The sequence below is a fragment of the Vibrio glycogenivorans genome (genome assembly GCF_051660965.1).
Classification (GTDB): domain Bacteria; phylum Pseudomonadota; class Gammaproteobacteria; order Enterobacterales; family Vibrionaceae; genus Vibrio.
In genome coordinates this window covers 728,600-740,743 of sequence record NZ_JBPVIS010000001.1, presented here as the reverse complement: position 1 = coordinate 740,743, position 12,144 = coordinate 728,600, and the positions used below count along the sequence as shown (strand labels likewise).

At 49.1% G+C, this 12,144-nt stretch carries 11 protein-coding genes; 8 read left to right on the top strand and 3 right to left on the bottom strand.

The genetic code is table 11. The annotated features are described in order from the left end of the window. Positions 1-9 precede the first annotated feature (9 nt). From ACSTTG_RS03315 to ACSTTG_RS03290, 6 genes are all read left to right on the top strand, one after another. Positions 10-267 (top strand): hypothetical protein, encoded by a 258-nt coding sequence (locus ACSTTG_RS03315; protein ID WP_438459021.1) that lies wholly within the window; start codon positions 10-12, stop codon positions 265-267. 108 nt (positions 268-375) lie between these two features. Next, positions 376-1,596 (top strand): CpaE/TadZ family protein, encoded by a 1,221-nt coding sequence (locus ACSTTG_RS03310; RefSeq protein WP_438473780.1) that lies wholly within the window; start codon positions 376-378, stop codon positions 1,594-1,596. A 19-nt stretch (positions 1,597-1,615) separates the two neighbouring features. After that, a complete protein-coding gene (locus ACSTTG_RS03305) occupies positions 1,616-3,088 on the top strand; it encodes a TadA family conjugal transfer-associated ATPase (protein ID WP_438473779.1) in 1,473 nt (490 codons plus the stop codon). A gap of 9 nt (positions 3,089-3,097) precedes the next feature. Further along, a complete protein-coding gene (locus tag ACSTTG_RS03300; RefSeq protein WP_438459018.1) occupies positions 3,098-4,072 on the top strand; it encodes a type II secretion system F family protein in 975 nt (324 codons plus the stop codon). Position 4,073: 1 nt separating this feature from the next. Then, the gene (locus ACSTTG_RS03295) at positions 4,074-5,018 is read left to right on the top strand and encodes a type II secretion system F family protein (RefSeq protein ID WP_438459017.1); all 945 of its coding nucleotides are present in this window, start codon (positions 4,074-4,076) and stop codon (positions 5,016-5,018) included. Positions 5,019-5,029: 11 nt separating this feature from the next. After that, on the top strand, positions 5,030-6,055 hold the full coding sequence (locus ACSTTG_RS03290) for a tetratricopeptide repeat protein (RefSeq protein WP_438459016.1): 1,026 nt from the start codon (positions 5,030-5,032) through the stop codon (positions 6,053-6,055). A gap of 40 nt (positions 6,056-6,095) precedes the next feature. Here the strand turns inward: ACSTTG_RS03290 and chrA are convergent, their stop codons facing one another. Further along, positions 6,096-7,238 (bottom strand): chromate efflux transporter, encoded by a 1,143-nt coding sequence (chrA, locus tag ACSTTG_RS03285; RefSeq protein WP_438473778.1) that lies wholly within the window; start codon positions 7,236-7,238, stop codon positions 6,096-6,098. Positions 7,239-7,346: 108 nt separating this feature from the next. Between chrA and ACSTTG_RS03280 the strand changes: the two genes are divergently transcribed. Further along, a complete protein-coding gene (locus tag ACSTTG_RS03280) occupies positions 7,347-8,255 on the top strand; it encodes a LysR family transcriptional regulator (RefSeq protein ID WP_438473777.1) in 909 nt (302 codons plus the stop codon). A gap of 1 nt (position 8,256) precedes the next feature. Here ACSTTG_RS03280 and ACSTTG_RS03275 read toward each other — a convergent pair whose 3' ends face one another. Beyond that, complete coding sequence (locus ACSTTG_RS03275; protein ID WP_438473776.1) at positions 8,257-9,627, bottom strand: O-antigen ligase family protein; 1,371 nt, start codon at positions 9,625-9,627, stop codon at positions 8,257-8,259. Positions 9,628-9,704: 77 nt separating this feature from the next. Next, positions 9,705-10,709 carry a substrate-binding domain-containing protein gene (locus ACSTTG_RS03270; protein WP_438459012.1) on the bottom strand — a complete coding sequence of 335 codons (1,005 nt, stop codon included), beginning with the start codon at positions 10,707-10,709 and terminating at the stop codon, positions 9,705-9,707. Between the two features lie 247 nt (positions 10,710-10,956). Between ACSTTG_RS03270 and ACSTTG_RS03265 the strand changes: the two genes are divergently transcribed. Next, a complete protein-coding gene (locus ACSTTG_RS03265; protein WP_438473775.1) occupies positions 10,957-12,141 on the top strand; it encodes an NnrS family protein in 1,185 nt (394 codons plus the stop codon). The last annotated feature ends 3 nt before the right edge of the window (positions 12,142-12,144 follow it).

The following is a 12,144-nucleotide window of genomic DNA, read 5'->3' as shown; positions in this document are numbered from 1 at the left end:
TGAATCAGGATGAAACCAATCATAGTCGTATGCAGCCTATTAGGGCTACTGCTGGGGTGTGCCAACCAGGCCCCGCTCGGCAGTCACGTGGCAAAACTTCGCGCTGAGCAAACTTATAACCCCAGCGCGACCAGTGAAAATCTGGGAGTTATCCCAACCGGAAGCGGTGAGCGAATGGAAGGAGCTTACCAAGTGTATACCGGGAAACAGGATGCTGATCTGCAGGGAAGTGACAGTCAATTTGTTGACGGCTTCTCGAGCGATTAAGCAGTGGTAATCAAGGCGCACAACATGTGCGCCGGGGTTTTAGAGGTCGGAGCCACCTCAAGCCCCAAGTCGCATTTTTGAGCGTTGTGTAAGGATGAGGAGTGAGTTATGGGAGAGGCACTAAAGCTGACGACTGAGGCGGATGAGCGCCCGAGGCTGAGAACCAATCTTGTGGTTTGGGTTTTCTATATGAGTGAGTCATTTCTCAACCACATCACCACGCAACTGAAAAAGTGCGACAACATTCATTGTGATTCGGTGTCACTGATGAACGTGAGCTTGGTTGAACTATCGAAACTGGCACCACCGGACATCATTTTTGTTGAGACTGGTGAGCACTGGGCTCAGCGCGTGGTGGAGCTGCAAAACTCGGAGACCCCGATTGTACCGGAGGGCAATGAGGCGTCACTGATTGTTTTTGGTGACGAGGAGGACAATCGCTCTTTGCGCGTGGCACTTAAGCTAGGTGCGGCGGACTTCCTTTCTTCAAAGTCACACCTGATCGATTTTTTTCCCATTCTAAAGGGGGTTGCAGACGAAAAACTGAGTCGCCGCCAGATGGGGGAGTTTATTGTGTTTATCAATAGTAAAGGTGGCAGCGGCGCTTCAACCTTGGCACTGAACTCCGCGCTTGAAATTGCAGCTTATCACCCAGAGCAGGTGCTATTGCTCGATTTAGACTTGCAGTTTGGGGTGATAGAGGACTACTTGAACGTTAGTTCATCGTACAGCCTTGCCGATGCCATTGCTCAAGTGGGTGACATTGATGAAAGTTCACTCGGAGGACTGGTCACCAAGCACTCTTCAGGACTGCACGTGTTGGCTTTTGATCATGATCATAGCCATGATAACTACGAAAAAGCCCCACAACTGCGTAAGCTTCTGCCTGTTTTACGTGAGTACTATCAGTTCGTTATTGTTGACATGTCGCGTGGTATGGATCGCTTGTTTGCCAATGTACTGGCCCCTGCGACCAAAACCTATGTTGTCGCCCAGCAGAATCTCGTCTCTATCAAAAATGCCAGCCGGATGATAAAGCAGCTGTCTTACGAGTTTGGTATCCAAACCTCGCAGATTGAGGTCGTGGTCAATCGTTATGAAAAGCGCGGCGAGATAAGTATTAAGGACATGGAGGCAACAGTAAATGGTTGTGACCTGCACTTAATACCCAACGATTTTAAGGTGGCAATAGAGAGTGCTAACTTGGGCAAACCTTTGATTGACGTGAAAAGCAACAGTGCGATTTCCAAGGGAGTCAAGGAGTTTGCACACACCATGATGCCAAAACAAGATGAAAAACAGAGTTGGATTAAACGTCTGTTTACCTAAACAAAGCTAGGGGAATATTATGTTTTTCAAGAGAAAAGCGATTAACCCTGAGTTGCAGGATAAGTTAGCCACAGCGGATGTGATAGCACAAAGCACACGAGATGAGGCCACTTTAGATAAGGGTGTCGTACAGTCCCTGCCGACTCAGGCTACTCAGTCGAAACTGAGTGAGAAAGAGGTACAAGCGCAAAAAAACGCCGTTCAAAAGGTGCTTCAGCAGCAAGAGCAGGAACAAGAGATTAAGCATTTTTATCACAAGAAACTGCTTGAAACACTTGATCTTGGTTTGTTGGCCAGCCTAGAAACGGAGCGAGCGAAAAAAGACCTTCATGAGGCGACTGTACAGCTAATGGCAGCGGACCAAACTCATGTGCTCAGCGCCGAGGGCCGCAAGCGTATTATTCAACAGATCGAGGACGAGGTGTTTGGCCTTGGGCCTCTTGAGCCGCTGCTCAATGACTCAACCGTTTCTGATATTTTGGTTAACGGTCCAAAAAGTGTGTACGTGGAGCGTCATGGTAAGCTTGAGCGCACTCTCTATACCTTCTTAGATGACCGCCACTTACGTAACATTATCGACCGTATCGTCAGCCAGGTTGGCCGTCGTATCGACGAGGCCTCCCCAATGGTGGATGCTCGCCTGCTTGATGGTTCGCGTGTTAACGCCATTATTCCCCCTCTAGCCCTCGATGGTCCATCCGTCTCTATCCGCCGTTTTGCGGTTGATAAACTGACCATGGATAACCTGCTTGGCTACAACTCCCTGTCGAAAGAGATGGCGCGCTTTCTTGATGCTGCTGTTCAAGGAGAGCTCAATATCTTGATCTCTGGCGGTACCGGTTCAGGTAAAACCACAACATTGAACATTTTCTCAGGCTTTATCCCCGAGGCGGCACGCATCGTGACCATTGAAGACTCTGCAGAGCTACAACTTCAGCAGCCGCATGTGGTTCGACTTGAAACTCGCCCAGCCAACCTTGAGGGGAAAGGGGAAATCACCCAGCGTGACTTGGTCAAGAACTGTCTTCGTATGCGACCAGACAGAATTATTCTTGGTGAGGTACGTGGTGCAGAAGCCGTTGATATGCTTGCTGCTATGAACACCGGCCATGATGGCTCTTTGGCCACCATTCACGCCAATACTCCAAGGGATGCGTTGAGCCGAGTTGAAAACATGTTCTCTATGGCGGGCTGGAATATGTCCACTAAGAACCTGCGCTCGCAGATTGCTTCAGCAATCCACCTAGTCGTTCAGATGGAGCGTCAAGAGGATGGGAAGCGACGCATGGTTAGTATTTCTGAGATCAACGGTATGGAAGGCGAAATTATCACCATGTCAGAGATCTTCCGCTTTAAGCGTCAAGGTGTTGATTCTGAGGGTAATGTGATCGGTGATTATACCGCCATGGGCATCGTTCCAGATTGCCATGATCAGCTAGTAAAACGTGGCTTGGATGTGCCGTATGAACTGTTTAACGAGCGCAATTCGTAGGGGGCTGTCATGACTGAAACACAAGACGCGGGCTACTTTTTTTTCCTTCTGTTCCTTGCTGTAGTCTTTATTTCACAGGCCTTGATACTGCCTGCGGCGGGCAATAAAGTTCGCCACAAGGAACTGACTAAACGATTAAAAGCGTCTCAGACTGATTTAGATGATGAGACAACCTCTTTGCTTAACGAGCATTACCTCAAAGAGCTTACGCCACTCGATAGGAAGCTTGTCTCTTTTAAGTTTCTAGCCTCTCTTAAGAAGTCGATTGAACTCTCTGGGTTCAGCTGGAGCTTGTCATTTGTTGTGTTTGTTGGTTTGGTAGTTTCAACGTCGCTCGCTGCCGTTATGGTGATATTCAAACAGCCTATTTACATTTCGTTGGCTGCATTTGGTTTGGTTTGGGCTTGTATCCATTTCTTTTTCCAACACAAGACCAGTCAGCGATTAGCAGAGTTTGAGAATCAGCTTCCTGAGGCACTAGATATCATGCGCCGGATGTTGCAGGCGGGCCAGCCGATCAGCCAGGCGTTTGGAGAGGTGGGAAGAGAGATGCCACCCCCTCTCGGACCCGAGTTTACCAACACCTTTAACCTTCTGAACTACGGCTATGACATGCGACTGGCCATTATGCAGATGGCAGAACGTACCCCAACGGTGTCAATGTTGGCTTTCTCAAGCGCGGTGTTGTTGCAAAAAGAGACCGGTGGCAATCTGTCAGAGAACTTGGAGAAGGTAAGCCGGATCTTACGCGCACGCTTCAAGCTGGCACGAAAAATCAAGACTATCTCTGCCGAGAGCCGCTTATCTGCATGGATTTTGGTGCTTTCGCCCTTTGTACTGTTCGTTGTGATGTACCTGATGCATCCACATTATGTCGATCCTCTTTTGACTGATCCACGAGCCCCTTCACTGATTATTTATGGGGTGATTAGCTTATGCGTTGGCTCCCTGTGGATCAGAAAGATAGTGAATTTTGAGGTGTAATATGGAGACGATAATGAGTTGGCTGGAGAGTGTAACACTCAACGAGCAGACGATTTTTCTCTCGTTGACCTTAGTCTCGACGATGCTTGTAGTCTTGACTGTATCGGTCTTGCTTGTTGGAACACGTAAACCTTTGCAAGATAAGCTAGACACGCTTAAGGGTGACAATAGGTCGTTAGGTACACAGGGCAATAAACGCTTGGAAAACACACTGGAGTCATTGGCACCAATAATAGCACCGAGTAGTGGTAAAGAGCGGGAAAGTGTCAGGCATCGCCTGATGCATGCGGGGTATCACGATGCTGGAGCATTGAATATCTTCTATGCAATAAAAGGGATTGCGTTGATTGTTGGTGGTGCCATTGCAGCGATGCTGTATTTCCTGCGTCCAGAGATGTCTAATTTGGAGCTTTGGATGATAGCGAGTGTGGCTGTGGGTCTCTATTTACCGAATATTGGATTAAACCGATTGGCAGACAAGCGTCAGTCTAAAATGCGAGCTGGCGTCCCTGATGCTCTTGATTTGCTGGTGGTATGTACTGAATCTGGTCTCGGTTTTAACGCCGCTCTGCGTCGTGTTGCCGATGAGTTGGTCATATCACACCCAGATTTGGCCGATGAATTAGATACGGTATGCGTCAAAATTAAAGCTGGGTTTGAGATGTCTGATGCATTTCAGGACCTAGTCACTCGGACCGGTTTGAAGGACATATCGGGCTTAGCCTCCATGTTAGCTCATGCGACAAAAATTGGTGGCAGCTTATCGCAAACCCTACGTGAATACATTGACGATTACCGAGACCGAAGAAACCAAGAGGTGGAGGAGATAGCAGCGAAGATCCCAACCAAGATGATCTTTCCACTGCTGATGTTTATTTGGCCATGTTTCTTCATTGTCGCCGTTGGTCCGTCAATACTCACTTTGACGGCAACTTTGGGTAAGTAAAAGGATAAACTATGAAAACAATACAGATAGGATGTATGACCCTAGTCATGTTATTGGTCGGTTGTGCCAATACCAATTCAGAATCCGCCTCGTCGCTAGATACGTCTCTGTATGAAGGCAAGCCGATCGACTCAATCGCAGGAAAAATGCCGTCAACCAGTGAAGTAGAAGCTATTCAGCGTGGCGACCAAGCGTTAAGTGAAGGCAACTATGATCTTGCGCTGTATGAATATATTCGTTCGCTCTCCTTTGATGATGCGGTAATGAAAGACCAATCGCTCTATCAGATTGGCCGGATTCATCAAGCAAGAGGCAACGGGCCATTAGCTGAAAAGGCGTATTTACAAGCGGTAGAAGAAAACCCAAATAACGCGCAAGTTCTTGAACAATTAGGTGTGCTGTACACCAAATCAGGGGATGTTGTTCTGGGAGAGACCTACTTCTATCGTGCCATCAACGCAGACCAAATTCGTCAAGGCCATAATGTATCAATTAAGGTCCAGGATGAGGACAGAGGTATCCAGGTAAATGGTTTAGTGGTTGATAGACAGTCTCCTCTGAAGGCCTACTCTGGGCTTGGGGTGATTTATGATGTTGAAAAAGAGCACGACCTAGCTCAGGCATTCTATCGTAAGGCGTTGCAAATCGATCCTGCTTCAGTCAATGCTCTAATTAACACTGGGTATTCCTTCTATATGTCCGGCGACTATTCAGCGGCAAGGCGTTATACCTTGTCCGCACTGGAGAAACAGCCTGACAATGAGAAAGCCTTGAATAACCTCGCCCTTATTTATCTGGGAGATGGAGAGATCAAGCGTGCCTTGAATGTTTTCCAGCAACAGATGGACGTGGCTGAGGCGTTAAACAATGTCGGATACTTCCTTATGCTTCAGGGTAACTATGAGCAAGCTATTCCTTATTTAGAGCAGGCGATCGATAAGAAGCCGACTTATTATAAGGTTGCCAATGAGAACCTCGCGCGAGCGCTTGAGAAGGTAAGAGAGGCGAATCTAGTCGTCGCGCAAACCAACGAATAATCACTGCCCCCCGAAGGCGACTTTGGGGGGCTTTTTCTCACTACCACATCTGCACGATAGGGCCACTGGCAGAAAAGAGCGCGACCATCCAAACGATCGGCAACTTTTTGTGCTTTAGCAAGTATAGGCCGGCAATCACTAGGGCAAAATCAACTCCAGATAGGACCGCACTGGTGAAAACAGGTTGATAAAGCGCTGACAGCAGCAAGCCAACGACCGCGGCATTAACCCCTTTTAGAGCGCCCGACACCTTGGGCATGGCAGCCAAAACATCCCAGTGTTTTAACACGCCCAGCAACAGCAAGAAGCCTGGCAAAAAGACCGCTAACGTAGCCAATACTGCCCCCCAGATCGGTGCGCTTGGTAATAGGTCGTAGCCGAGATAAGTCGCAAAAGTAAACATCGGTCCTGGTACGGCTTGAGCTGCGGCGTAGCCAGTCAAAAAGGTATCGGGGCCAAGCTGTTCACCCACCAGGTTTTGTAGTAGCGGTAGGACCACATGACCGCCGCCGAAAACTAAGCTCCCCGCCTGAAAGAAGCTGTTGAATAGGCTCAACTCAGGGGTGAGCTGGGCGATAAATGGCAGACCCGCAAATAAGGCCAAGAAAAGTAGTAGGGGAGACCAACTCGCGGTAAAGCGCAACTTGTCTTTTGGCGCCTCGCCTTGCAGGGTGCGCATCCCGATGATCGCCGCGATCATTAATACAAGGATCTGAGTGGCAATACTGGGTAAGAGTAGTAAAGCGAGTGCGGTAAACACAAACAGCCCAAGCCCGACCTTGCTCTTACAAAAATTGTTATACATCCCCCAGGTTGCATCGGCAACCACCACGACGGCAAGCAATTTTAGCCCATGAATGACAGAGTCAAACCAGGTTAAGTCTGAGAGCTCGGCACTTAAGGTGGCTAAAACCAACATAATGATCACGGAAGGCAGAGTGAAGCCAACAAATGCTAGCATGCCCCCGATAAGGCCGGATTTCTTATAACCCACCGCAAAACCAACCTGGCTAGAGCCTGGGCCCGGCAAGAATTGACTGAGCGCGACTAATTGAGCGTACTCTTCGTCAGTGAGCCATCTTAGCTTTTCAACGAAGGTATTGCGAAAGTAGCCAATGTGGGCGGCGGGCCCACCAAAGCTCACCCAGCCGAGCAGAAAGAAAGTTTTAAACAGGGAAAACATTATCCAAAGTCTCTTATCAAAATTAGTCAGTGCACACCTTAAAGAATCGATTAAAATTACTCAAATTAATGCTTTTAATACATAATATGAATCAAATGGGATTTACCGATGAATCAGTTCAACTGGAAAGGCATTGACCTCAATCTGCTGGTCGCCTTTCAAGCCCTTTACCAAACGCGCAGTGTTAGCCTCGCTGCCGAGCAGTGCTTTGTCAGTCAATCGGCCATGAGTCATACCTTGCAGAGAATTCGTCAACTGTTTGCCGACCCAATGTTTGAGCGCGTGGGCACACGCATGGAGCCAACACGGCGTGCCATTGAGCTTGCGCCCAAGGTAAACACACTGCTTAGCACCATCCAGTACGAGTTTTTAGCCCAAGAGGAGTTTATTGTTGGTGCATTTAAGGGGGTGTGCAAAATAGGTTTAACGGATTATGCCGAGCAGTTGTTTGCCCCTGCTTTGTATGATGCTATCAAGTCTCAGGCGCCTCAGGCACAGGTGAGCTTTTTCAACGTCAATCGTAGCAATTACAATGAGATGGTAGAGCGTCATGAAATAGATGTCGTCATCGGCAGTATCGAGAGAGTCCACTCAAGGTATTGCTCCGAGCGGCTTTATACCGAGCAGCACTTGTGTTTGTTTGACCCCAAAACAGTGCGTTTTTCTAATCCCGTTTCGTTAGAGGAGTTTATTCAAGTAGAGCAGGCTCTAGTGAGTCCGGATGGGAACTTACATACCATGGTGGATGCTTTGCTGGCCGAGCAAGGTGTAAGTCGCCGGGTCGGTGTAAGCTCTCGTCACTTTTTGACCATACGCCGTCTGCTGCTAGGGCGAGAGTTGGTGTGCACTGTACCAAAGCGCTTTGCTGAAATGGAGATGGACAATCATGCGCTTAAAGCAGCTAAGGCGCCGATTGAAGTGGCCGACTTTGATATCCAACTGCTTTACCTCAAATCTCGCCAGCATGAAGAGCCACTAAAATGGCTAATTGAGTGTGTTCGAGCTGTGGTAAAGTAACTCACTTCCTACCAGGGTCTGCGCTGCAGTTGTACCCTAACCAGAACTGAGTTTTTATCTTTGGTTGATATTCTGGGTAGTGGCTTGCTCTCTGGTAGCCTTTGTAAGTAAGCGAGACTAGAGAAAGCAGAGCGACGGCGATCAGTATAAACCCTAAGCGGCGAGGTTTTTTTCCCGCGCTTGGTTGGGAGGGGCACAGGGCTCCCCAGAAAATAGCACAACTCAGCACGGCCAAGAGCTGACTAAGCGGAGAGTCTAGTACCCCCGAGACTAGGCTATAGGCTAGCCCCGCCAAGAGCGTTGCCCCAGCGACACGAATGCGGGTGCTGGTGGCGCGTAAGGTAACCAGCAGTGCCTTACAGCTCAATAACACATAGGATATCGCTGCCAATACCCCCCAATGAACCAGAACATTGAGAACCGAGTTGTGTGGCCGGCCAAACTTATTGCTATCACAAACAAAAGCTTCGCCTCCTAACCCCCAAAAGTTGCTCATAGACAGGGTTTCTTGCCACATTTTTAGGCGGGCAGACTCCTTGATTTCCTCTGCAGCAAATTCAAAAGTGTGGCCAAGCAGGAAGCTTGGCAGCGGGTAAAGAAAAATCTTGCTGACGATAAAGCCAGTTAATGCACTCTGCCACACAAGCTGCCACCACAGTTGGCGATTTGGTTTATCAGCGTAGATAAGCAGCAAAGACGCGCCGAGCAAGGCGAGCACCGGCCCTCGTGCATTGGTGGCGGCGATAATGGCACAGTGGAGAATGAGTAAACTACGGGTGAGAAGCGTACTTGTTCCTTGCCGCGTTTGGAGGATGACTAGGTAGGCTATTGGGATCACAAGCCAGATCTGTACCTGATTGAGAAAGCGCGGGTTAACAAAGCTTAGTATCGTTGATTGACTGACATTGAGGCCCTGGCCGAGCCGCATCCAGAAGCCAAGAGCGACACTTAGAAATAGCAAGACACTGATCCAACAAAAGTACAGCCAGACCCTTTTTCGCTCACGATAGGCGATAGGCTGAAGGGTAAACAGCAGAGCCGTTAAACCAATCAAATATAGCCAGTGCGTCACAGCGCCAAGTGGGTAGAGCGCAAACAGAGTGGCAATCAGGCTAGAAGCCAAAAACACCCCAACGAGGCTTTGTGTCGTGAGAGAGAGTGATTGCCAACTGGCGACAATAGACTGCCTAACCGAGGGCATCAGCGCTATCGCAGCGAGACTGAGACCGATCACCGCCATAGCAAAAAAACGCTTACTGTCGTACAGGAGCAAGGTCTCCTCACGGGCGATAAACGGATTGAAGGCAAAAAGCGCGATACCCATTAAGAACAGGATCAGCAGATTGGTTATCAGGGGGTGTTGCTGTCTCATACTTTCCCTACTGTTTGCCAGTAACTAGGCACAAGTGTAGGAAAGTATGAGATTTATTTCTTTAAGTGTGCGAGTTTTTAGCCTAGATGTCGCGTCACTGAGTCACGACGCACTAGGGTAGGCGTATAGCAAATTGAATCTTGATTGCTTTGATCATCGTGAGCCAAGGCCAGGGCAAGCTCGGCGGCTTTTTCTGCCATCATCGCGATAGGGTAGCGCACGGTGGTTAGCTGTGGGTATACGTAGCGGGCAATCAAGCCATCATCAAAGCCGACAATCGACAGCTGATCAGGCACGGATATGCTGTTCTCCTGAGTGATCGACAGCGCGCCTGCCGCGATATAATCGTTGTAGGCTACCACTGCAGTCATATCGAGTGATTTACTCAGCAGGGTCGTCATCGCTTGCTCTCCGCCTTCACTGTTCGGTTCACAGTACTCGATGTAAGAGCTAGGCAGTTCGATACCATTGTCTCTGAGCGCCTCTTGATAGCCTTTGATCCGCTCTTCGGCATCGTCAATCTGATGCGTTGAGGAGATACAGGCAATTTTGCTGTGGCCCTGCTTGATTAGGTGCTCGGTAGCCAGGTAGGCACCGCGATAGTTATCCAGCGAAATGCAGCGCTCAGCGATCTCAGGGATGGTGCGGTTGATCAGCACCAAGCCTTTGACTTCCTCGGCGTAGGCGATCAGCTCCTCATCGGTCAAGCCCTTGGAGTGGATCACAAGCGCATCACAGCGACTGTTGATCAGCAGTTCTATCACGCGGCGCTCACTCGCGGCGTCGTGATAACCATTACCGACTAGGATGTGCTTGTCATTTTGATGGGCAATACGATCGATGGACTTGAGCATCACACCAAAAAAGGGGTCCGAAACATCACTGACCAGCACACCAATGGTGCTCGAGCTCTTGCTAACCAGTGCTCTAGCTGTGGCATTAGGGCGGTAACCCAGCTTTTTCATCGCCGCGTTAACCACATCGATGGAGTTTTTACTCGCTTTTGGCGAGTTGTTAAGAACCCGTGAGACCGTAGCGACAGAGACACCTGCTTCTTTCGCGACATCCTTGATGGTAGCCATTGGTTCTTCTCCCTTGTGTTTTACGCATCGATTGGTGGTGGATCAAATAAGTCCTTTGTTGTAGCTATTACAACCTAAGTGTAACAACAGAGCAATAATAGAAATGAAAAAAATAGTTTATAAGATATATCGTTGATAATTATCAATTTAAAATATGGAAACGTTGACAGATAAAACATGTATATATTGTGCATGTTTTAAAGTGTAGATACACTGAGCAAAAACGCACCGCAGAGGACTCCTTTCCATGTTGAACATCACTGACCGCAAGGTTGAAGAGGGCATTACCCCGGTTTTACGACTTGGCTTTCGACCTTTTTTCTTACTGGGTAGCGTCTATGCCATAGTGGCTATCGTGTTGTGGGTATGGATGTTTCGCACTGGCGCCCCTTCGCAGCTCTCTGTTCCTCCACTATGGTGGCATGTGCACGAGATGATGTTTGGTTTTGGTATGGCGATTGTCGCTGGCTTTGTGCTGACGGCAGTGCAAAATTGGACGGGAATAGCGGGAGTTAAGTCTTATCGGCTAGGATGGCTTGTCGCCCTTTGGCTTGTGGTGCGAGTGTTATTCTGGACACCCATCCCTTTGTGGCTGGTGGCGACGATTGAGGCGGTTTTCTTAGCCCTGACGGCATTTGAAGTTGGTAGCCGAGTGTTTCAGGCTAAGGGGTGGCGTAACCTATTTTTTGTTCCCCTGTTTTTGCTTGCGATCGCAGCGAATTTTGCCAGTTATGCGACGATCAAGGGAGTCGCCCCATTTAGTGCCTCCGCGGTTTGGCAAGCGATGCTGTGGTGGTTCGCCTTGCTTCTTTCGGTAATGGGGGGGAGGGTGATCCCGTTTTTTACCGCCCGCCGGCTTGAGTTTGCTAAGCCCCAGCCATTGATTTGGCTAGAGTGGCTTAGTAATCTGCCTTTGATCGGGTTGTTTATTTTAAGCTTTTTCCCACTGAGCTATATCCAACTCGCACCTACCCTAATGCTTTCAGGTGGTCTGTTCCAGCTTGCGCGCGTGTTACGTTGGCGACCATGGTTAACCTTAAAAGAGCCGCTATTGTGGTCATTGCATCTGAGTTACTTGTGCTTACCAATTAGCTTGGTATTACGTGGCGCTTGGGACAACCCCGCCGCGCAGCATGCACTTATCCATCTGTTTGCGATTGGTACGTTTGGCGGGGTTATCTTATCGATGATTGCTCGCGTCACCATGGGACATACCGGGCGTGCCATTTACCAGGGCCCCTCGATGGGCCTGGCGTTTGCTGCCATTATCGCTGCCGCGTTGATCCGTAGCCTTGGGACGGCGTTGTACCCTGAGTTGATGTTGCGCTGGATAGAGATAAGTGCAGGCTTATGGGTGTTGGCATTTGGCCTGTTTGTGGTGAAATTTGCCAGAATGCTCTGCACCCCAAGAGTGGATGGGCATCCTGGCTAACTG

Excerpts from the sequence above, each read along its gene's own strand:
- ACSTTG_RS03300 (WP_438459018.1), top strand. The coding sequence starts at position 3,098 with ATGACTGAAACACAAGACGCGGGCTACTTTTTTTTCCTTCTGTTCCTT.
- ACSTTG_RS03295 (WP_438459017.1), top strand. The coding sequence starts at position 4,074 with ATGGAGACGATAATGAGTTGGCTGGAGAGTGTAACACTCAACGAGCAG.
- ACSTTG_RS03270 (WP_438459012.1), bottom strand. The coding sequence starts at position 10,709 with ATGGCTACCATCAAGGATGTCGCGAAAGAAGCAGGTGTCTCTGTCGCT.
- ACSTTG_RS03265 (WP_438473775.1), top strand. The coding sequence starts at position 10,957 with ATGTTGAACATCACTGACCGCAAGGTTGAAGAGGGCATTACCCCGGTT.
- ACSTTG_RS03275 (WP_438473776.1), bottom strand. The coding sequence starts at position 9,627 with ATGAGACAGCAACACCCCCTGATAACCAATCTGCTGATCCTGTTCTTA.
- chrA (WP_438473778.1), bottom strand. The coding sequence starts at position 7,238 with ATGTTTTCCCTGTTTAAAACTTTCTTTCTGCTCGGCTGGGTGAGCTTT.
- ACSTTG_RS03280 (WP_438473777.1), top strand. The coding sequence starts at position 7,347 with ATGAATCAGTTCAACTGGAAAGGCATTGACCTCAATCTGCTGGTCGCC.
- ACSTTG_RS03305 (WP_438473779.1), top strand. The coding sequence starts at position 1,616 with ATGTTTTTCAAGAGAAAAGCGATTAACCCTGAGTTGCAGGATAAGTTA.
- ACSTTG_RS03290 (WP_438459016.1), top strand. The coding sequence starts at position 5,030 with ATGAAAACAATACAGATAGGATGTATGACCCTAGTCATGTTATTGGTC.
- ACSTTG_RS03310 (WP_438473780.1), top strand. The coding sequence starts at position 376 with ATGGGAGAGGCACTAAAGCTGACGACTGAGGCGGATGAGCGCCCGAGG.
- ACSTTG_RS03315 (WP_438459021.1), top strand. The coding sequence starts at position 10 with ATGAAACCAATCATAGTCGTATGCAGCCTATTAGGGCTACTGCTGGGG.